This window comes from Micromonospora parva, from assembly GCF_040649675.1.
In the GTDB taxonomy this organism is placed as follows: Bacteria; Actinomycetota; Actinomycetes; order Mycobacteriales; family Micromonosporaceae; genus Micromonospora; species Micromonospora parva.
The window spans coordinates 489354-510131 of sequence record NZ_JBEZFX010000005.1 but is presented as its reverse complement, the minus strand read 5'-3'; the positions used below and the strand labels follow the sequence as shown (position 1 = coordinate 510131).

Below are 20778 nucleotides of genomic sequence, written 5' to 3'. Positions count from 1 at the left end.
CCTGTGGGCTAAGCGGCCACGGTCCTTCCGTGGCAGGAGGTCTTGTGTCGTGGTCCGCACGCGCCGAGGGAACCCGGCCGGACGCGGACAACCTGACCAGGATACCCGGTCCGAACGATCATGCCCGGGGTGGTCGGGCCGGCACCCGGACATGCCGACGGGGGCCCACCGTCCGGCCGTCAATCGGCCGGTGGTGGACCCCCGTCTACGAGGCCGCGGGGCGTCCGGTCCGCATTCCTTGGGTGGGACCTGGGGAGGAACGACCACACCGATGAGGTTGGACCGAAGACGCCCCGCGGAGCTTTATCGTGTTGTTATCTGACGATACAACAGCACTCGCACCTTGTCGGGGGAAAAAGCACAATTTTCCGAGATCGTCGTCGCTCGGTGGCCGCTGTGCGATGGGGTCGCCCCCGCTGCGCCGGGCCGCGCAGCGGGGGTGACCTCGCTGTCGGCCGGCGACCGCCGATCACCGGGTGCGGCGCTCGCGCCACAGGCGGCACCGGAATGCTGGTCGCCGGTTCACACCCATCAACGATCGTCGGTCCGTCCGGTGACGCGACACCGCCCCGGCCGTCGCCCCGGCCGTCGGGGTCGCGACGTAGGCTCGCTCGCATGCGTATCGGAGCCCACGTCGACTCGACCGACCCGCTGGCGGAGGCGGCCGCCCGGTCCGCCGACACCGTGCAGTTCTTCCTCTCCGACCCACAGGGTTGGAAGGCACCCAAGCCGCGCGAAGACGCCGAGCGGCTGCGCGCCGCCGAGGTCGACCTGTACGTGCACGCGCCGTACGTCATCAACGTGGCCACGCTCAACAACCGCATCCGGATCCCGAGCCGAAAGCTGCTGCTCGGGCACGCCACCGCGGCCGCCGCGATCGGCGCCAAGGGCCTGATCGTCCACGGTGGGCACGTCAACGCGGGCGACGACCTGGCCGTCGGCTTCGACAACTGGCGCAAGACCTTCGCGTACGCGGCAGACTCCGGCGGCTTCGGCGTGCCGGTCCTGATCGAGAACACCGCCGGCGGCGACAACGCCTGCGCCCGACGGCTGGACGCGCTCGCCCGACTCTGGGACGCCATCGGTGACCACGAGGTCGGCTTCTGCCTGGACACCTGCCACGCGTACGCCGGCGGCGAGGAGCTGCTCGGCCTGGTCGACCGGGTAAAGGCGATCACCGGGCGGATCGACCTGGTGCACGCCAACAACTCCAAGGGTGCGTTCAACTCCGGCCAGGACCGACACGACAACCTCGGCGGCGGGACTATCGACCCGGAGCTGGTGGTGGCGGTGATCCGGGCGGCCGGCGCGCCGGTGGTCGTCGAGACACCGGGCGGCGTGGCCGGCCAGGCCGCCGACATCGACTTTCTGCGTGAGCAACTCGGAGCGGAGAGCCCGGCGGCATGACGAGCGGACAGCCCGGGACCGGCAACACCCCGCCCACCCCCACCGGCGCGGACACCGAGAGTCGACCCGCCACCACGGCCGCGCCGGGCACGCCCACCCAGCCGGCTCGCCCCTCCGACCCGGCTCGTACCTCCGACAACGCCGCCACCGAGACCACCGCGGGCTCGCCGCCGGACGTCGGTGCAGGCAGTGGAGCCGCCCCGAGTGGCGACCCCGAGGCCGCCCCCGCGACGAGCGGTCCCGCCAGCGACACGGCCCGGCGCGGCGACACGAAGGCCGCCACCAAGCAGGACGCCGCCCAGGGCGGCAGCACCGCCAGCGCCAGCACCGCCAAGGACAGCACCACGACCAAGGACACCGGCGCGACCAAGGACAGCACCAGCACCAAGGACAGCACTGCCGCCAAGGACAGCGGCGCGACCAAGTGCGGTGACGCAGGCAAGGGCGGTGACGCAGGCAAGGGCGCGAAGGGTGACGACGCCGACGGTCCGGACAAGGCCGACGGCGAGGCGAAGCCCGTCGGCCCGGAGCGTTGGGAGGCGTTCGCCTCCGCGCCGGAGCCACGGCCCTCCATCTTCACTAGGGCCGGCCGCGCCGTCGGTCGGTTCCTGATCCACGAGTGGACCCTGGCCACCCTCGCCGCCACGGCACTGGCCGTGCTGATGACCTGGCCGACGCTGCGCTATCCGCGCTACACCCTCCCGCAGGACTACTGGGACCCCAGCCTGCAGGCCTGGCAGATGGCCTGGTCCGGGCACATCCTGCTGGCCGACCCGGCGCGCCTGTGGCAGTCCAACACGTTCTTCCCGGAGCTGTGGAGCTTCGCGTTCTCCGACACCCTGCTCGGGTACGCCCCGGCCGGCATGCTCGGCAGCGGTCCCGAGGACGCCATCCTGCGCTACAACATCATGTTCGTGTTGGCGCACGCGCTCGCCACGCTCGGGGCGTACGCGTTGGCCCGACAGCTCGGGGCCGGCCGGATCGGTGCCGCCGTCGCCGGTGTGAGTTACACCTACGCGCCGTGGCTGCTGGCCCAGGCCGGGCACCTGCACGTGCTCTCCAACGGGGGCATCCCGCTGGCGCTGGCGATGTTGGCGCGCGGGCACGGTTGGTCCCTCCGACACGGTTACCGGCCGGAGCGACGGCATGACGGCTGGGTCTACGCCGGTTGGCTGGTGGCGGCGTGGCAGCTCAGCCTCGGCTTCGGCATCGGGTTGCCGTTCGCGTACTTCCTGGCCGGCACGGTGCTGGTCGCTGCCGTCCTCTTCTTCGCGCGGCGGCTGCGCACCAGGCAGGCCGTTCCGTTCGGTCGCCGGCTGTTCACCGCCGATCTGCTCGGCGGGGTGTTGTTCGCCGGTATCGGCCTGTTGATGGCGTTCCCGTTCTACAAGGTGACCGAGCTGCACCCGTACGCCGAGCGCACCATCGCCGACATCAGCATCTTCTCGCCGCCGGCGTCGGGCTTCGTGACGGCGCCCGCGGAGTCGCGGATCTGGGGTGGGCTGCACGAGGGGGCCCGGGCGGCACTGCCGTGGCACCCGGAGATGACCCTCCTGCCGGGCTTCGTGCTCTACGCGCTCGCCGCGGGTGGGTTGTTCTTCTCGGTCTGGCGGCTGCGGCAGCGACTGCTGCTGCTGGTCGGGGTGCTGGTGACGATGGCCTTCGCGATGGGCACCCGCTTCTTCGACGGCACCTTCACCTACGTGCCACTCTTCGAGCACCTGCCGGGCTGGAGCGGGTTGCGTACCCCTGGGCGGTTGATGCTCTGGACCACGTTGTTGCTCGCCCTGCTCGCGGCGGGCGCGGTCACCGCGCTCACCGACCGGGTCCGCGAGTTGACCGCGCAACGGATCCCGTCCTGGCCGGGGCCGTGGCTGCGGATGGCCACCCTGCTGCCGCTGCTGCTGGTCACCGTCGAGGGGCTGAACACCACCCCGCATCCGGTGGTGCCGACCCAGCCGGCGGCGATGCGTTCGGCGGAAGGGCCGATGCTGGTGCTGCCCAGCAATCAGAGCCTGGACCAGCACGTGATGCTCTGGTCGACCAGCGGGTTCCCCGACGTGGTCAACGGTGGTAGCGGCTTCACGCCGCGCCAGCTCGACGACGTCCGTCGGGTGAGCCAGTCGTTCCCGGACCAGACGAGCGTCGACTACCTGCGCACGCTCGGCGTCCGCACTGTGGTGCTGCTGCGCGGCCAGGTCGCCGGCACACCGTGGGAGATCACCATTGACGCCCCGGTCGAGTCGCTCGGCATCAGCCGGCAGGAGGTCGGGGACGCCGTCGTCTATCGGCTCTGAAGCTCTTCATGGGCGGGGTTTGCGGGGGGATCCCGCCCGGCTCCGGGCGGTCAGGCTTGATCCCTGCGCCGGGCGGGCTCCCCCGCAAACCCTGGCGTGGTTCCGGCCGTAGTAGACCTTCAGGCTCTGGGTCAGGTGGTTGGGACGGGCTCGGGTTGCGGTTCGCTGCTCGTCTCTCTGCGGCGCCACCGGTCTATCCAGGGCGCGTCTGGTGCGCCGTCGAGAACGCCGCCGTCCGGGTCGTCCGGGTAGGTGGCCCGCACCGCGTCCTGCTCGGGGTGCAGGATCTCCCGCACCACAAACCCGCAGAGCACCACCACAGTGGCCAGCCGCAACGTCGAGGCCAGCACGAACACACCCTCCGGGAAGACCGGACGGCTGGTCGCCGCGCCGAGCAGTTCGCCGTAGAAGGCGACGAAGTAGCAGACCTCGGCGATCTGCCAGGCCAGGAACGCTCCCCACTTCGGCCGGGCCAGCACCACCAGCGGGAGCAGCCAGAGGACGAACTGCTGCGACCAGACCTTGCTGAAGATGAGGAACGCCGCCACCACCAGGAAGCCGAGCTGAGCCAGCCGCGGTCGACGTGGTGCCCGCAGTGCCAGCACTGCCACGCCGAGGCAGGCCAGCCCGAACAGCGCGTACGACAGGGTGTTGAGGGTGGGGATGTTGGCGTTCAGCCACTCGAACGGACCGAGCTGGGCGGGGTCGTTGCCGACCTTGCCGTCCAGGTAGCGCCCGATGTACCAGAGCGTGCCCCAGTCGATCGGCCGGGTGGTGTTCAGCTCGAAGAACCGGTCCCAGTTCTCCGGGTACGCCCGGGCGGCCGGCAGGTTCACCAGCACCACGGCGGCGATCGCCGTACCGATGGCGGTGAGCGCGGCGCGGACCCGGTCGGCCCGTAGCGCCAGGATGAGGATCGGCCCGAGCAGGAACAGCGGCCAGAGTTTCGCGGCGCCGGCCAGCCCGAGCAGTACGCCGGCCACCGCCGGTCGTTTCCGGGCCCAGGCCAGCAGGCCGAAGGCGGCCAACCCGATGGCGAGCAGGTCCCAGTTGACGGTGGCGGTGAGCACCAGCGCCGGGGCCAGTGCGAACAGCGCCGCGTCCCAGGGTCGTCGGCGGCGCAGTGCCAGGATCACCGCCACCGTGGCCACCGCGAGCGCGCCCAGCACCAGCGCGTTGAGGTTGTAGAACCACTGCCCCTGGTTGATGCTCGGGTCGCCGTCACCGATCGCGTGCACCGGCAGGCCCAGTGCCCCCATGAAGTAGCCGGTCAGCACCGGGTACTCCACCGGGTGGTCACGGTAGGGCACCTTGCCCTCGTTGAGACCTTCGGCGTAGTAGAGGGCGAGGACGTCGGTGTAGCAGAACCGGGTGTACTGGACGTTGTTCTGCCAGGCGCCGTCCTGACACGGCGACTTCTGCACCCAGTGCAGCGCGAGCGTCAGGCAGGTCAGGGCCAGCACGATCCGGACGGCGGTCCAGAAGCGGCGCTCCCGACCGGCTGGCCGGTTCAGCGCGGTCGCGTGGTCGCCCAGTGGGCCGCCGATCGCGGCGGAGATGCCGCGGACGAACCCATCGGAGCGGGACGGGTGGTCGATGGTTCCGGCTTCGTCGATACCGGGCGTCGACTGGGTGCTCATGAAGAGGCATCCTGCCGTACGACAGGGGTGCCCGTCCCGTCCCGGCGCGGAGTTCCGGGTACGAAAACGCCGCCGCCGGCCGGGACAGGTCGTCCGGCCGGCGGCGGCGTCGTGCGCTGGAGTGGGTCAGTCCCGGTTGGGTGGCAGGCTGGGTAACAGGCCACCGCCGGCGCCACCGGGATTGCCCCCGGGGTTGCCGCCCCCGCCGGGTGTACCGCCGCCCCCGGGGTTGCCGCCCCCGCCGGGGTTACCACCGCCCCCGGGGTTGTTGTTGCAGAACAGGTCGATCAGCGGGTTACACGGCTGGTTGGGTTGATTCGACGGCGGCGGCGGTGGGGGCGGAGGCGGAGGCGCTTCGCCGTTTCCGGAGTCCGGATCGCCGACGTTCGCCGCCGGCGGGAAGTCGAGCTTCGGTTTGCCCTTCAGCGCCTCGTTCATGAACCGCTCCCAGATGTCGCCTGGGAGGTTTCCACCACTGACCTTGCGGCCGTCCTTGAGGATGAGTGGCTTGCGGTCCCGCACGTTGCCCACCCACACCGCGGTGGCCAGCTGTGGCGTGTAACCGATCATCCAGGCGTCGCCGTTGTCCTCGCTGCCGCCCTTGAGTTCCCAGGTACCGGTCTTGGAGGCCGCCTTGCGACCGTCATCGAGCCGATGGTTGACAGCGGCCGGGTAGTCCTTCAGCACTGACGTCACGTCGTCCACGACGCTCTTGTCGATTCTGCGCTTCGAGTCGAGCTTCTCGCTGTAGACCTTGTCCCACTTACCGGTGTTCGGGTTCTGCTTCTCCACCGAGTAGAGGAAGTGGGCCTTGTTGTAGACGCCGCCGTTGGCGAAGGTGGCGACGCCGTTGGCGTGGTCCAGCACCGTGATCGGGTACTGGCCGTAGCCGACCACGTTGAAGAACGGCTCCGGCGTGACGTCCTTCGCGTCGGTCTTGGTCAGGTCGTAGGCCTTCGCCGGGTTGGTGTCAGTACGCCACATGGTGGTGACACCGGCCTGCTTGGCCATGTCGACGACCTTGTCCGCGCCGATCTCCTCCGTGACGTAGTAGAACGGCACGTTGAGGGACTTCAGCGTGGACACCCTGAGGGTGCAGGAGTTGCCGCAGGAGGGGTTGTCGGTGCCGGCGTTGCTGACCTTGAAGGTGCCTGTCGGCTTGAAAGCCTTGCCCTTCCACCGGGACTCGAGCGACTTCTTCTCCTTGAGCGCCGCCGCCAGGGTGTAGATCTTGAAGCTTGATCCGGGGGAGTGACCACCACTGATCGCCCCGGTGGAGTCGGTGTTCTTGCCGGCGTAGTCGGTGCCGGTGCCGTTGTCACCGCCGTAGTACGCGACGACCCGACCGTTGGTGGGGTCGATCGCCACCACCGCGGCCATGATGTTGCTCCGCTCACCGGCCAACTCGGAGCCCTTGGACTTGCGCTGAGCCGTCTCGACCGCCGCGGCCTGCATCTTGGTGTCCACCGTGGTGCGGATCCGGTAACCGCCGGCCATCAGCGCCTGGGAGCACAGCGGCTTGGCGTCGGTCACCTCCGCGTCCTTCTCGACGCAGATGCCCCTGTCCCGCATCTCCTGCCGGACATAGTTGATGACGTTGCCGTACGGGGTGTCGACGCCGAAGTCGACGCCGATGCCGCCCTTCTTCGGGGCCTTCAGGGTCTTCGTCGGGTAGGCGGCCGGCCGCGGCTCCTTGCCCGGCACACCGAGCCAACCCTCCTTGACCATGCCGTCGATCACGTAGTTCCAGCGATCCTGGGCGTCGGTCGGGTTGATCGCCGGGTCGTACCCCTGGTGGGTGGAGCTGGGTTCCGGTTGCTTGATCAGGGCGGCGAGCACAGCGCCCTCGGCCGGGTCGAGCTTGCTCACCGACTTGCCGAAGTAGGTCTGCGACGCCGCCTCGATGCCGTACGCGCCCCGGCCGAAGTAGATCACGTTGAGGTAGTGCTGCATGATCTGCGGCTTCGTGTACTCGTCGTTGAGCTTGGAGGCGAGGATCGCCTCCTTCACCTTCCGGGCGTACGTGTCGTCCTTCAGGTTGTCGTAGGCGTTACGCGCGTACTGCTGGGTGATGGTGGAGGCGCCCTGCTTGTCGCCGCCGGAGAGGTTGTTCCAGCCGGCACGGGCGATGCCCTTGTAGTCCACACCGGAGTGCCGGTAGAAGTTCCGGTCCTCGGCGGCGGCCACCGCGTCCTGCACGTACTGCGGAATCTGGTCGATGGTGACCAGGGTGCGGTTCTGATCCCCCACCTTGGCGATGATCGTCTTGTTGTCGAAGGCGTACAGCGTGGTCGCCTGCGGCGGGGTGATCTCGTCCGGGAGCACCACGTTCGTCGAGTAGTAGGTGAACCCGACCACGCCGATGCCGGCGAGCATGATGAAGACGGCGAACCCGGCGATCAGCAGGTTCATCCGCTTGCGCTTCTTGGCCCGCGCCGCGGCACCCGGGTCACCCGGACCACGACCGCCCCGACCGGGACCGCCCGGGCCTCCCGGCCCATTGGGCCCGCCCGGCCCACCGGAGACCGGTGAGACGCTCGCCCGAGCGACCGCCGCACGACCGCCGACCGACGCGGAGCCGACGCTGGCCCGGCCCGCCGAGGCGGTGCCGACCGAGGCGGCCCCGACGGCCGCGGCGCCGACCGCCGCCCGTCCTGCCGGTGCGCCCGGCGCCGGGGAGACGGGCACCGAGGCCCGACCGGCGCCAGCGCGACCGGTGGCGGCCACACCCGGTGCCGGCGATACCGGCACCGAGGCCCGTCCGGCCCGGCCCGGCGATGCCGAACCCACCGAGGCGGATCCGGCGGCCGCGCCGCCACGCGGCGGCACCGAGGCGGAGCCGCCAACCGTGGCGCGACCACCGGCAGCCCGTGGTGTCACCGAGGCCCGGCCTGGGGTTGCCGTGCCTCGGTCGGAGGCTGACCAGCCGCTCCCGCCGGAGTCACCGCCGGGTCTGCGGTACGCGTCGTCCGCGCCCGGTCCGGGGTCACCGTCGGGACCCGAGTGCTGGGTCCGTCCGCGCGCAGAACTGGGATCGCCGTACGAGTTCATTCCTCACACCCTGCCGGTCGCGGTGGGGCGCTGCTGCGCCGCCACCGGGTTGCCGTGAGTTGCTTCACCCGGGGCGCCGGCACGGGGGTGCCGGCCGACCGGGGTCATTGCCGTATCAATCGGGCCAATCGGACCACCATCCAGTCGACCGTCCCGGGTTACGTCCGCGGCCCCGGGGCCGGTACAACCAGCTGAGATCACCGTTGCGCCTCTCGCCTCCGCCGGCCGGCGCCTTCGGCGCCCGCCGCGTCCTGCTCGCTGGTGCCGTCGCTGTCGGCGGCCAGACCGTCCCGGCCGAGCAGGTACTGCTCGACGAGATGGTTCCAGTCACAACCGAGGCACACCTCCACCACGAAGACCTGGAACTCACGCAGCGTCATCGCCAGCACTGGCAACTCGGCAAGTGTCCGGGCCTGCCCGGCGGACTGCTTGAGTTCGTCACCGTAAATGTAGTGGACGAGGGTCAGGTTTTCGCTGCGGCAGATCGGGCAGCGCCGGTCGGTCGGCTCACCATGGAACCGAGCGGCGTTCTTCAGGTACGGCGACGCGTCGCAGACGTCGTACGTGCCGACTCGGCCGGCCAGGAGCTCACGCAGCACCGCTCGCTTCTGAAGCGAGTAGTCGACGACCTGGCGCTGCGTACGCATGCGGAGAAGGGTACGCGGTCCGGCCCGAGCAGGCGACCGCGCTCACATTCCGTGACGACGACATCTCGGAACGGGGGTTTGCCCCGACCCCCGCGACCCGCTAACGTGCGATGTATCGGTCCGATACATCGCGGCGGTTATCACTCCACGCCGGAGGGTAAAGAGAGGGTGGCCCCGTGCTCGAGTTCGCCATCCTCGGCCTCCTGCAGGAGTCTCCGATGCACGGCTATGAGCTGCGCAAGGAGCTGACCGCCAAACTCGGCGCGATCCGGGCGGCGATCAGCTACGGCTCGCTCTACCCCACGCTACGCAGACTGCAGGCGGCGGGATGGATCACCGAAGCTGCTGAGACGCCCGCCACTGCCGAGGAGGTTCCCGCGCTGACCAGCCGACGAGGTCGGGTGGTCTACAAAATCACCGCGGAAGGCAAGGAACGCTTCGCCCAGCTGATCGCACAGGCCGGGCCCGAGACGTACGACGACACGGGCTTCGGGGTGCACTTCGCGTTCTTCGCCCGGACCGACCAGGCGACCCGACTGCGCATTCTGGAGGGTCGCCGCCGCAAGATCGAGGAGCGTCGCGAAGGGCTTCGTGACGTGCTGGGCCGGGCGGCCGAGCGCCTCGACGCTTACACGCTGGAACTGCAGCGCCACGGTCTTGATGCCTGTGAGCGCGAGGTCCGCTGGCTGGAGGAGCTCATCGCCAACGAGCGCTCCGGCCGAGCCCCGACGGTCCCGAACATCGGGACAGCCGGCGGCCGACGAGAAGACAACAGCCCGCCTCCGCCTGGAGAGACCAGGAATGAGCGGCCGTGACAGAAAAGAAGGAGGCAGACGCTATGGGCTCCGTCCGCGTCGCCATCGTCGGTGTGGGTAACTGCGCCTCGTCCCTGGTTCAGGGCGTCGAGTACTACCGGAACGCCAACCCGAACGACCGCGTCCCGGGTCTCATGCACGTCGCCTTCGGCGACTACCACGTCAACGCCGTGGAGTTCGTCGCGGCATTCGACGTGGACGCCAAGAAGGTGGGCATGGACCTCGCGGAGGCGATCGTCGCCAGCGAGAACAACACCATCAAGCTCTGCGACGTGCCGCCGACCGGCGTGACGGTGCAGCGCGGTCCGACCTTCGACGGTCTGGGCCAGTACTACCGCGAGATCGTCGAGGAGTCGGACGCCACCCCGGTCGACGTGGCGCAGGCGCTGCGTGACGCGCAGGTCGACGTCGTCGTCTGCTACCTCCCGGTCGGCTCCGAGCAGGCCGCCAAGTTCTACGCCCAGGCCGCGATCGACGCCGGCTGCGCGTTCGTCAACGCCCTGCCGGTCTTCATCGCCTCCGACCCCGAGTGGGCCCAGAAGTTCACCGACGCCGGCCTGCCGATCGTCGGTGACGACATCAAGAGCCAGGTCGGCGCCACCATCGTGCACCGCGCCCTCGCGAAGCTCTTCGAGGACCGTGGCGTCGAGCTGCTGCGCACGTACCAGCTCAACTTCGGCGGCAACATGGACTTCATGAACATGCTGGAGCGCAAGCGCCTGGTCTCGAAGAAGATCTCGAAGACCCAGTCGGTGACCTCGCAGATCCCGCACGAGATGAGCAAGAGCGACGTGCACATCGGCCCGTCGGACCACGTGCCGTGGCTGGACGACCGCAAGTGGGCGTACATCCGCCTCGAGGGCCGTTCGTTCGGTGACACCCCGCTCAACGCCGAGCTCAAGCTCGAGGTGTGGGACTCCCCGAACTCGGCCGGCGTCATCATCGACGCGGTCCGGGCCGCGAAGATCGCCCTGGACCGGAAGATCGGCGGCCCGATCCTGTCGGCCTCGTCGTACTTCATGAAGTCCCCGCCGGTGCAGTACGCCGACCACGACGCCCACCAGGCCGTCGAGGAGTTCATCGCCGGTGAGGTCGCGCGCTGACGCGCTGAGTCACCAAGCAGGTCGAAGGGCCGGGTCCGCGTGGACCCGGCCCTTCGCCGTGGGTCCGCCGCCATCGCGGGTACGAGGGCGGTCCCGTGATTCACGGCACCTCTTCCGGAACCACAGGTGACCGGGCGGCTGGGCGCGCCGGTGGCGATCCTCGTCGCGGTGGTCCTGCTGGCCCTGCCCCGGCCAACGCCTTCTTCCGGTCACGGACCCCGGTCGACCCGCCGTGGCCCGGCGCAACGACACCCGGCACCGGCCGGGAGGGGTCGCCCAGCACCGGCTGAGGCCCGCCGAGGTGGTTCAGGACCAGGCGCGTCGCAGCGCGACCCCGGCCTCCAACTCCAGCAGCTTGACCTTGCGGGGCAGGCCCCCACCGAAGCCGACCAGCTTGCCGCCCGCGCCGACGATCCGGTGACACGGCACGATCACCGGGATCGGATTGCGGTTGCAGGCCACCCCGACCGCCCGTGCCGCCCCAGGATCGCCGACCAGGCGCGCCACCTCCCCGTACGTCAGCGTCTGCCCGTACGGAATCCGCGTCATCTCACGCCACACGGCGCGCTCGAAGTCGGAGCCGCGTGGCGGCGACACCGGGACGGTGAACCCGGTCAGCTCACCGGCGAAGTACGCCCGCAGCTCGTCGACGGCCTGCCGGGACAGCGCGTCGTCGGGCGCCTCGGCGGCTGCCTCGACCCGCCCGAAATGCGCACCGCAGACGCTGGTGCCGTCGGTGGCGACGGAGAACTCACCGATCGGTGCGTCGAGCACGGTCCAGCGCATCCACCCATTCTCCCTGTCCCGGACTCCTTCGCCGGCGCGGCTACCAGCGCCGGGCCGAGTCCCACTACTCGGCGGACCGGATCGCCTCCGCCGCCCGCTCGGCGAGGGTGGGCGCTGCCCTTTTCCGATCACCGTCAGCGACTCGGCAGCGGTAGATCATATTGCCCTCTCGCCGGCCCGTTCGGCGTTGCGCGGCGTCGATACCGTCAAGGTCGTGGCATCGGGGACGCTCATCTTTCTGATCATCGGCGGGGCGGGGATCGGTGTGCTCGCACTCGCCCTGCTCGGCACCGAGCTGCTCCAGTTCGGGCACCCCGACGTGGACGGGCCGATCTCGGTCGAGACGGTCGCCGGCTTCGCCGGGGCGTTCGGGTTCGGCGGCGCCATCGTCAACGAACTGCTCGGTGCGCGTACCCCAGGCATGGTCGTCGGGGCGGTGGTCGGTGGGGTGCTCGCGGCCGTGCCCACCGGCTGGTTGGCGTCCCGGCTGAGCCGGGCGGCGCGCAACATGCGCACCGACGCCACGCCCACCCGTGACGACCTGGTCGGCGCGCTCGGCCTGGTCGTCACCCCGGTGCCGGCCGACGGGTACGGCGAGGTCCGCGTTCGCCTCGCCGGCCAACCGGTCAAGCTCAGCGCCCGCGCGGACCAACCGATCCCGATCGGCGCCCAGGTCTTCGTCGTGCAGGCGCTCAGCGAGACCAGCGTGCACGTCGAGACCTACTGATCAACCCCTCGTAGACGGGACTGCTCATATGGCACTACTCATCGCCATCGGCGGCGCGGTTCTCCTCGCGCTCATCCTGGTGCTCTTCGTGCTCTCCCGGATCAAGGTGGCCGGGCCGAACGAGGCGTTCATCGTCACCGGCCGCAAGGGCCGCACCACGCAGACCGCCGACGGTGGGCGGTCCACCGACACCTCCGGGCAGAAGGTCGTGCTCGGCGCTTCGGTCTTCGTGCTGCCGGTGGTGCAGAAGCTCCAGTCCCTGGACCTGTCCAGCCGACGGATCGACGTCGGCATCCGGGGCGCGGTGAGCAAGCAGGGCATCCGCGCCGACCTGCACGGGGTGGCGATCGTCAAGGTCGGCGGCACCGAGGACGCGATCCGGGCCGCCGCCCAACGGTTCCTGCACCAGCAGGACGAGATCGACAACTTCACCCGGGAGGTGCTGGCCGGCGCGCTGCGCTCGATCGTCGGCCGGCTCACCGTCGAGGAGGTCATCCGGGACCGGGCGGCGTTCGCCAGCGCGGTGGCCGAGGAGGCCGAGCACTCGATGACCAACCAGGGTCTGGTGCTGGACACCTTCCAGCTCCAGGACATCCTCGCCGAGGGCTCCTACCTGCAGGACCTGGGCCGGCCCGAGGCCGCCCGGGTGCTCAAGGACGCGGCGATCGCCGAGGCGCGGGCCCGGCAGCAGGCCGAGCAGGAGCGGCTGCTCGCCGAGGAGGCCATCGCCGAGGCGAACCGGAACCTGGCCCTCAAGCAGGCCGGCATCCAGGCCGAGATCGACGCCGCGAAGGCGAAGTCCGCGGCGGCCGGGCCGCTCGCCCAGGCCGAGCGGGACCAGGCGATCCTCTCCGAGCAGCAGAAGGTGGCCGAGCGCAACGCCGAACTCAAGCAGCGCCAACTCGACACCGAGGTGCGCAAGCCGGCCGACGCCGCCCGGTACAAGGTGGAACAGGAGGCCGAGGCGGCCCGCAACGCTGCGGTGCTGCACGCCGACGCGCAGCGCCAGTCCGTCATCGCCGCCGCGCAGGCCTCCGCCGAACAGGCCCGCCTCACCGGTGAGGGTGAGCGGGCACGGCGGGCCGCGCTCGCCGAGGCGAACGCCATCGAGGGCGCCAAGGAGGGTGAGGCCGAGCAGCGTCGGCGCTCCGCGATCGCCGAGGCGGTGGAGCGGGAGGGTCAGGCCGAGGCCGCGGCCATCCTGGCGAAGGGTGAGGCCGAAGCGGACGCGATGGCGCGCAAGGCCGAGGCGTTCGCCGCGTACGGCGAGGCGGCCGTGCTGGACCTGCTGGTCAAGGTGCTGCCGCAGGTCGTCGAGGCGGCCAGTGCGCCGATCGGGGCGATCGACAAGATGACGGTCATCTCCACCGACGGCGCGTCGTCGCTGACGAAGTCGGTGGCCGGCAACGTGGCCCAGGGCCTCCAGCTCGGCAGCGACCTCACCGGGATCGACCTGCCCGGCCTGCTGGCGCGGCTCGGCTCGGCGTCGACCCCGGCCGGCAACGGTGCCGCATCCGTCGACGGGAAGGCCGTCGAGAGCCGCTGACGCCATCGTGGTCGGTCAACCGCATCGACCAGAAGACGGCTCCCGCCACCGGTGAGGTGACGGGAGCCGTCGGCTCAGGAAACGTGACCGAATCAGGCGGGAGGCGCCGGAACGGTGTGACCGGCGAACTCTCCGGCCGATGCGACTGACACACCACCTGGCGGAACCTGACGCTGGTACACCCGCGTGGCGTCGCTGAAGTTCCGGTAGACGATCATCCACCCGTTGCCGCTGCTGTTGACGATCGGGCTGACAGTCGGATCGGTTGCGGCCGGGTCGCTGTAGTCCGGATTGACGCGCGCCCAGTCACCCCAGCTACCCGAGCCGGCGGATGCCTCGAAGACCCGGTAGATCTCGTTGTCCGAACCCCGCACCACCACCGCCGTCCGTCCGAGTGCCGGATCGAGGATCACAGCGGGTGGTCCGGCGGCGATCTGGGCGCCGATGCCGTTCCAGTTGGAGGACCATGTACCGCTGAGGTCCTGCTGCTTCACCACCACGGAGCCGTCAGCGGCACGGGCGAAGATGGCCGTACGGTAACCGGGGTGGACGAGCGCGGCAGGAGCACCGGTAACGGTGCCCCCGAGATCTGTCCAGGACGACGACAAGGACCCGTCGTTGGCGTAGACAGTGGTCTTGACCGAACCGGCAGCGGTGGTGCCGATGATCCGCAGGCCAGTGTCGATGTTCACCGCCGTGACCGAACCCACCAGGCCGGCGCTGCCCAGGCTCGCCCACCGAGGGCTGCTGTCCGACTGCCGGTAGTGCCAGAGCCGGCCATCGACGTCGACGCCGAAGATGACACTCGTGCCGTCGGTGAGCATGGCTGCCGTCGGCGGGCCGGCCATCGATCCACCGATGGTGGCGATCGGTCCCCAGGTCGCCGCGCCCTCGGCGGTCTGGCTGCCGGCCCAGATGGTGGCGTTGGTGTGCCGGACGGTCACCTGGACGGGCTTGCCGCCGGGCTGATTCAGCGCCGGTTGCCCGGTAAGAGCCTCCAAACCGGAAGCGGGGTTCCACTGGATGCTGGAGAAGTCGTCCGGGTTGTTCTGGTGACCGATCCGCAGTCGCCCAGAGTTGTCCACGAAGGCGTACTCGATGGTTCCGACGGCGGTACCGGCCGGCTTGGCCTGGAGCACCGAAGTTCGGGAGTACGTGGCAATCGGCAGGGGGGTCACCGGGTCGGCGAACCAGCCCTGGAGATCGACCACCAGATGCACGGTGCCGCTTGAGGTGTTGCGGAAGCGCACCTTCCCCTCGGAGTTGACCTGTGCTACTACGAGGCTGGATCGCGCCGACTCACCAGAGTTGAATCGAAGTACCGGGCCGAGAATAGGGGGATCCGTCCCAAAGGAACCCTCTGCGACGCTAAAGGCCCCGCTTGCGGCAGGCCGGACAGCTGTGGCGTTCAGGACAACGCCAGCAACACCTCGGACCGGCAGCCCATTAGTGCCGCCGACAGCGACATCAACACTGGCACCGGCCGCGATCGGCGCCCCATTACCGATGCTGCGGGTGTCGATCAGCCGGCTGGCATCCACCGCGCGCAGGCCGGCCCCCGTCGTCGGGCTGTCGGTGAAGTATCCCTGCACCGTGATGACGACATCGATCGCCGAACCAGCGTTGACGAGCTGAACGACGTGGCTGCCGTCTCCCTTGAGCTTCACACTCACTGCCATCGAGGTGTTGCCGGCCCGATAATCAATGCCAGTGGCGGAAAGACTGTCCGAACCGATGGTCAACCAGCCGCCAGACGTCGCGCCGATGACGGCCACGTCCACCAGCACCGCCTTGGCAGTGCTCGGCAGCGCGAATGACCCCCCGCTGGGCTTGCGTTGCCCCAAGGTGACACTCCGAGTTTCGCCGCTCGCCAGTTTCCGCGGTAGCCCCCAGAACCTGTGGCGGGTATCGGTCATCACAATGTGATCCATCGCCACGAAGCCGGAACCGATTCCGCCGGTGTTGGTCGTGAAATAGCCCTGCACGTCCAACTTCAGGTTGACCTTGCCGGCTTGGTTGTGTAGGGCGATCTTGCCGTTCGCCCCGACCTTCACCACCACCGAATTCGAGATGACCTCACCGGTTGAGGCGTTCAGCGATGAGGCGGCTGGCCTCGTGGCCTGGTCCGGGTAGACAGTCACAAAAGTGTTGACCGTCGGGCTGATCGCCGTCACGTCGACCAGGAGCGCGCTGACCCCGTTGGCTGGCACACCGCCGACTCCGAGGGCACTGACAGTGGCCACGGTATCTGCGTCCCGAGGGCCGGTGTAGCCCCCAGTACCACTGCGGGTGTCCAGCAGCACGGTTTGGTTGATCGGGACGTAGTCGCCGCCCTTACCTGCGGCGTCGGCATGGACCGCCCCAGCCGGAACGACTACTGTTCCGACGGCCATAAGGAGAAGGACTGCCAGTAGCCTTACCACTGCCGTTCGATTACTGACCCGATAATGCAACGGTACCGCCTCTCGTAAGTTTGGATCGAACTTCCACCCCCGTCGTTGGAACAGGGTGGGGTCGAACGGCATGAAGTCGTGAATTGCCACCTCAATGCCTGAACATTGGCCCCGCCCAGCCAGGTGTGAGCAACGGCAGGACAGGGAGCAGCACGCCGAATGATTGGCGCAGAACAGCAGTTCCGGCACCCGACGGTGCGGCAAGACAAACGGAACTGGGGAAAGAGGGGTTAGGCGAAACCCCCGCCGACGATCACGGCTTCAGCGTGATGCGCGATCGCAAACAGACCAGGAAGGCAAGAGATTCGAGATGAACCCCGCGCATACTCCGTGGCAGCGGCCAGATGATTGCCCTCGCGATTGGGCCGGCCAGCAAGATTCCAGCGCGTAGATGGTCATGCGTCACACCCCCGTGTGCTGCTCATCATCAATGTGCCGCTGTACATTCGCAGCGCAGACGACTCACTGTCAAGAGGTGGTTCCAGGGTGTAGGCAATGCCCGAAATGACCTGGGGTAGTTACGGTGGGTCACCGATAGCTGGAGCGACGCCACAAGGCGCATCTGAGTCGATCAACCCGAGCCCGACCAGCGGCTCAACCGATGATGCCCTCGGCGCGGGCCCAGCGCAGCAGTTCCGCCTCGGCGGCGTCGCGGTCCAGCGGGCCGCGTTCGAGGCGCTGCTCCTTGAGGTGTTTCCACGCCCGGCCGACCACCGGCCCCGGCGGTACGCCGAGCAGCTCCATGATCGCGTTGCCGTCCAGGTCGGGTCGGACCCGCGCCAGGTCCTCCTCGGCGGCGATCCGGGCGATCCGGTCCTCCAGCGCGTCGTAGTCGGCCGCGAGCTGGGCGGCCTTGCGCCGGTTGCGGGTGGTGCAGTCCGAGCGGGTCAGCTTGTGCAGGCGGGGAAGCAGGTCACCGGCATCGGCGACGTAGCGGCGCACCGCCGAGTCGGTCCACTCGCCCCGCCCGTACCCGTAGAAGCGCAGGTGCAGCGCGACAAGCGCGGTCACCTTCGCGGTGACCTCCTTCGGGTACCGCATCGCCTTCATCCGGGCCTTGGTCAGCCGCGCGCCGACCACCTCGTGGTGGTGGAAGCTGACCCGGCCGTCGGACCCGACCGCCTTCGTCGCCGGCTTGCCGACGTCGTGCAGGAGGGCGGCCATCCGCAGGATGAAGTCGCAGCCCTCCTCCTCGTAGGAGACCGCGTTCTCGACGACCGTCAACGTGTGCTCGTAGACGTCCTTGTGCTGCGCGTGCTCGTCGATCTCCAGCTTCAGACCGGTCAGCTCCGGCAGGAACCGCTCGGCCAGCCCGGTGTCCACCAGCAGCCGCAGCCCGGTGATCGGGTCCGCGCCGCAGAGCAGCTTGGTGAACTCGTCGCGGACCCGCTCGGCGGTGATCCGGTCCAGGTCGGCGGCCATCTCGGTCATCGCCAGATGCACGTCCGGGTGCACCGCGAACCGCAACTGGGCGGCGAACCGGGCGGCCCGCAGCATCCGCAGCGGGTCGTCGCCGAACGACTCACCCGGCGTGCTCGGGGTACGGATCACCTTGGCCGAGAGGTCGGCCAGCCCGCCGTGCGGGTCGGTGAACCGGTGGTCCGGCAGGCTGACCGCCATCGCGTTGATCGTGAAGTCGCGCCGCTTCAGGTCCTCGTCGAGGCTGGTGCCGTATACCACCACCGGGTTGCGGCTGACCTGGTCGTACGACTCCGCGCGGAACGTGGTGATCTCCAGCCGGAGGCCGTCGCGCTGAGCACCGATGGTGCCGAACTCCCGACCGGTCTCCCAGATCGACTCGGCCCAGCCCTTGATGATCCGCAGGGTCTCGTCCGGGTGCGCGTCGGTGCAGAAGTCGAGGTCGTCCCCGAGTCGACCGAGGAGGGCATCCCGCACCGAACCCCCCACCAGGTGCAGTTCGTGACCGGCGCGGACGAAGCGGCGGCCCAACTCGTCGGCGACCGGGGACACCCGGAGCAGTTCGGCGACGGCGTTGCGCTGCGCGGCGGTGAGTTCGCGGCGGTCGGCGGCATGAGGAGCGGAGGCTTCGGACATGGGATCGCCAGCTTATCGGGCCGGGGTGTGATCCGATCCGCCGGGCGCGGGTAACGGGTGGGGGTTGACTATGGTCTGTGGCGTGCGGGTCGGTGTCCGACCCGACGTACCCCTGGGAGGCTGGAGATGAGCGGCGGGCTCTACCGCAGCGCCAACGCCGCGAACGACGGCGGGGCCGGAACCCGTCCCGGGGACGGTGCCACCTTCATCTCCGCCGAACCGCTGAACCAACCGGCCATGGAGTCGACAGCGCCGCCGCAGGAGCAGGTGGGCGAGGCGAGCGCCGCGACCAACAGCGCGGTGATGGCGATCGGCAGCCTGGTCAGCCGGGGTACTGGTTTCCTACGCACGTTGGCGTTGACCGCCGCGCTGGGTGGGGCGCTGGTCGGAGACGCGTACACCACCGCGCAGATCCTGCCCGGCATGGTCTACGAGTTCCTGCTCGGCGGCATCCTCACCAGCGTGCTGATCCCGGTGCTGGTCCGTCGGCGCAAGGTCGACACCGACGGTGGTCAGGCGTACGCCCAACGGCTGCTCACCCTGGCGGTGCTGACCCTGGCGGGAGCAGCCCTGCTGGCCGTGCTGTCGGCGGGCTTGCTGACCAAGCTCTACGCCGGCGACAACACGGGCGACGAATTCCGGAGCCTGGTCAAGGCACTGTCGTACCTGATGCTGCCGATGATCTTCTTCACCGGCCTCAGCGCGCTGATCAGCGCGGTGCTCAACACCCGGGGGCACTTCGCCGCGCCGATGTGGGCGCCGATCCTCAACAACATCGTGGTGATCGCCACCGCCGGGCTGTACATAGCGATCTTCGGGGCCGAGATCGTCAAGCCGGAGGAGATGACCACCGACCGGATCCTGCTGATCGGTGGCGGCACCCTGCTCGGTGTCGCGATCCAGGCCGCCGGCCTGCTGCCGGCGCTGCGCAAGGTCGGCTTCCGGTGGAAGTTCCGGTTCGACTTCCGGGCCCTCGGACTGCGGGAGCTGGGGCGTCTCGGCGGCTGGATGTTCTGTTACGTCGCGGTGAGCCAGGTCGGCCTGATCGTGCTGTTCAACCTGCTGAACCGTGCCGGCAAGGAAAACGCCGCCGGTCCGCTGATCTACAACAACGTGTTCCTGCTGCTGATGATGGCGCACGGCATCATCGCCGTCTCGATCATCACCGCACTGATGCCCCGAATGAGCGCGGCGGCGGCCGACGGTCGGTACTCCGACGTCGCCGCCGACCTGTCCCGTGGCACCCGCACGGTCTCGGCGGTGCTCGCCCCGATCGCGGTCTGCTACGCGGTGCTGGCGACTCCCCTGGCCGTGACGCTGTTCCGCTACGGCGCGTTCACCGACGAGAACGCGGCGGACACCTCGCTGGTGCTGCTCCTGGCGGCGCTGGCATTGGTGCCGTTCGCAATCAGTCAGCTCTTCACCTTCGCGTTCTACGCCCTGCCGGACACCCGCACCCCGGCGCTGATCAACATCCCGGTGGTGGCCCTGCGCATCGGCGTGCAGGTGGTGCTCTACGTCGCCTTCGCCGCCCATTTCGCCGCGGCCGGGATGATGATCGGCAACACGGTGTCGTACCTGGCGGCGGCCTTCGCCTCGGCCTGGTTGCTGCGGCCCCGGGTGGGCCGGATCGGGATGGGCGCCATTCTGCGCACCCTCGGCCGGGTGGCGGTCGCCGCGTTGGGGGCCGCCCTGGTCGGCCTCCTCGTCGTGAACCTCCTGCCCGGTGGCGACCGGCCAAGTTGGATGCAGGCTGTCGTCCAGCTCGTGATCGGTGGCGCGGTGATCGGCGGGACCTACCTGGGTCTGGCCATGGTGCTGCGGATCGGGGAGATCACCGAGGTGGTCGGGATGGTTCGCCGCCGCCTCGGTCGCTGAATGCCAGCAGCTGATTACAACAAGTTGGCATTCATACGGACCGTGACCGCGGATCACCAGGCTGGGGACGCTTCTGTGGATAACTCCGCGATTCGCCGGTCAACCACCGCTTCAGCCTGTGGATAACCAACCGTACGGCTGAGCGTGGCGAACCGATCGGTGGGAACGTACGAGGCAGCGCGAGCGCCAGGCCGGCCCAGCCCCGGCTTCGGTCACTTGCGGTGAAGCCGTAGATTAGCTAGTACATGTGCCAGCAACGTGGCTGACAACGGTCGTAACCGGACGACTTCTCCGACTGCCGGAACCCCGCCAGTTACAGCGGGAAGATGACATGTCGGAGAGACGGGCAACCCGGGTAAGGTCGCTCTCGACG

The 20778-nt window shown here is 69.4% G+C and carries 13 protein-coding genes; 7 read left to right on the top strand and 6 right to left on the bottom strand.

What is annotated here, in order from left to right:
* Positions 1-615: 615 nt before the first annotated feature.
* Together AB0C03_RS16170 and AB0C03_RS16165 are read left to right on the top strand one after the other, a co-directional pair.
* The gene (locus tag AB0C03_RS16170) at positions 616-1407 is read left to right on the top strand and encodes a deoxyribonuclease IV (protein WP_030331813.1); all 792 of its coding nucleotides are present in this window, start codon (positions 616-618) and stop codon (positions 1405-1407) included.
* The gene (locus tag AB0C03_RS16165) at positions 1404-3704 is read left to right on the top strand and encodes a hypothetical protein (protein WP_357637390.1); all 2301 of its coding nucleotides are present in this window, start codon (positions 1404-1406) and stop codon (positions 3702-3704) included. Before AB0C03_RS16170 ends, AB0C03_RS16165 begins: the two co-directional genes overlap by 4 nt.
* A 131-nt stretch (positions 3705-3835) precedes the next feature.
* Here the strand turns inward: AB0C03_RS16165 and AB0C03_RS16160 are convergent, their stop codons facing one another.
* The 3 genes from AB0C03_RS16160 to AB0C03_RS16150 form a co-directional block, all read right to left on the bottom strand.
* Entirely contained in the window at positions 3836-5344 is a 1509-nt protein-coding gene (locus tag AB0C03_RS16160) for a glycosyltransferase family 87 protein (protein WP_357637388.1), read from the bottom strand.
* A gap of 126 nt (positions 5345-5470) precedes the next feature.
* A complete protein-coding gene (locus AB0C03_RS16155) occupies positions 5471-8395 on the bottom strand; it encodes a transglycosylase domain-containing protein (protein WP_357637385.1) in 2925 nt (974 codons plus the stop codon).
* Between the two features lie 197 nt (positions 8396-8592).
* Positions 8593-9042: a DUF5318 domain-containing protein gene (locus tag AB0C03_RS16150; protein ID WP_279517496.1), complete on the bottom strand. Its 450-nt coding sequence runs from the start codon at positions 9040-9042 to the stop codon at positions 8593-8595.
* 176 nt (positions 9043-9218) lie between these two features.
* On the opposite strand from AB0C03_RS16150, the gene AB0C03_RS16145 reads away from it, so the two are divergent.
* Both AB0C03_RS16145 and AB0C03_RS16140 read left to right on the top strand, forming a co-directional pair.
* Positions 9219-9857 carry a PadR family transcriptional regulator gene (locus tag AB0C03_RS16145; protein WP_030331823.1) on the top strand — a complete coding sequence of 213 codons (639 nt, stop codon included), beginning with the start codon at positions 9219-9221 and terminating at the stop codon, positions 9855-9857.
* 23 nt (positions 9858-9880) lie between these two features.
* Positions 9881-10960 (top strand): inositol-3-phosphate synthase, encoded by a 1080-nt coding sequence (locus AB0C03_RS16140; RefSeq protein ID WP_030331825.1) that lies wholly within the window; start codon positions 9881-9883, stop codon positions 10958-10960.
* Between the two features lie 306 nt (positions 10961-11266).
* On the opposite strand, the gene AB0C03_RS16135 is transcribed toward AB0C03_RS16140, so the two are convergent.
* A complete protein-coding gene (locus tag AB0C03_RS16135) occupies positions 11267-11746 on the bottom strand; it encodes a methylated-DNA--[protein]-cysteine S-methyltransferase (RefSeq protein ID WP_030331827.1) in 480 nt (159 codons plus the stop codon).
* 214 nt (positions 11747-11960) lie between these two features.
* Between AB0C03_RS16135 and AB0C03_RS16130 the strand changes: the two genes are divergently transcribed.
* Positions 11961-12473, top strand: coding sequence for an NfeD C-terminal domain-containing protein (locus AB0C03_RS16130; protein ID WP_036411488.1), 513 nt, complete (start codon positions 11961-11963; stop codon positions 12471-12473).
* 28 nt (positions 12474-12501) lie between these two features.
* On the top strand, positions 12502-14019 hold the full coding sequence (locus AB0C03_RS16125; RefSeq protein ID WP_030331832.1) for a flotillin family protein: 1518 nt from the start codon (positions 12502-12504) through the stop codon (positions 14017-14019).
* A 92-nt stretch (positions 14020-14111) separates the two neighbouring features.
* On the opposite strand, the gene AB0C03_RS16120 is transcribed toward AB0C03_RS16125, so the two are convergent.
* Positions 14112-16562 (bottom strand): DUF8189 domain-containing protein, encoded by a 2451-nt coding sequence (locus AB0C03_RS16120; RefSeq protein ID WP_357637379.1) that lies wholly within the window; start codon positions 16560-16562, stop codon positions 14112-14114.
* A gap of 504 nt (positions 16563-17066) precedes the next feature.
* On the bottom strand, positions 17067-18527 hold the full coding sequence (locus tag AB0C03_RS16115; protein ID WP_030331836.1) for a CCA tRNA nucleotidyltransferase: 1461 nt from the start codon (positions 18525-18527) through the stop codon (positions 17067-17069).
* A 126-nt stretch (positions 18528-18653) separates the two neighbouring features.
* Between AB0C03_RS16115 and murJ the strand changes: the two genes are divergently transcribed.
* Positions 18654-20405 (top strand): murein biosynthesis integral membrane protein MurJ, encoded by a 1752-nt coding sequence (gene murJ, locus AB0C03_RS16110; protein WP_030331838.1) that lies wholly within the window; start codon positions 18654-18656, stop codon positions 20403-20405.
* The last annotated feature ends 373 nt before the right edge of the window (positions 20406-20778 follow it).

Excerpts from the sequence above, each read along its gene's own strand:
- AB0C03_RS16170 (WP_030331813.1), top strand. The coding sequence starts at position 616 with ATGCGTATCGGAGCCCACGTCGACTCGACCGACCCGCTGGCGGAGGCG.
- AB0C03_RS16165 (WP_357637390.1), top strand. The coding sequence starts at position 1,404 with ATGACGAGCGGACAGCCCGGGACCGGCAACACCCCGCCCACCCCCACC.
- AB0C03_RS16160 (WP_357637388.1), bottom strand. The coding sequence starts at position 5,344 with ATGAGCACCCAGTCGACGCCCGGTATCGACGAAGCCGGAACCATCGAC.
- AB0C03_RS16155 (WP_357637385.1), bottom strand. The coding sequence starts at position 8,395 with ATGAACTCGTACGGCGATCCCAGTTCTGCGCGCGGACGGACCCAGCAC.
- AB0C03_RS16150 (WP_279517496.1), bottom strand. The coding sequence starts at position 9,042 with ATGCGTACGCAGCGCCAGGTCGTCGACTACTCGCTTCAGAAGCGAGCG.
- AB0C03_RS16140 (WP_030331825.1), top strand. The coding sequence starts at position 9,881 with ATGGGCTCCGTCCGCGTCGCCATCGTCGGTGTGGGTAACTGCGCCTCG.
- AB0C03_RS16135 (WP_030331827.1), bottom strand. The coding sequence starts at position 11,746 with ATGCGCTGGACCGTGCTCGACGCACCGATCGGTGAGTTCTCCGTCGCC.
- AB0C03_RS16125 (WP_030331832.1), top strand. The coding sequence starts at position 12,502 with ATGGCACTACTCATCGCCATCGGCGGCGCGGTTCTCCTCGCGCTCATC.
- AB0C03_RS16115 (WP_030331836.1), bottom strand. The coding sequence starts at position 18,527 with ATGTCCGAAGCCTCCGCTCCTCATGCCGCCGACCGCCGCGAACTCACC.
- murJ (WP_030331838.1), top strand. The coding sequence starts at position 18,654 with ATGAGCGGCGGGCTCTACCGCAGCGCCAACGCCGCGAACGACGGCGGG.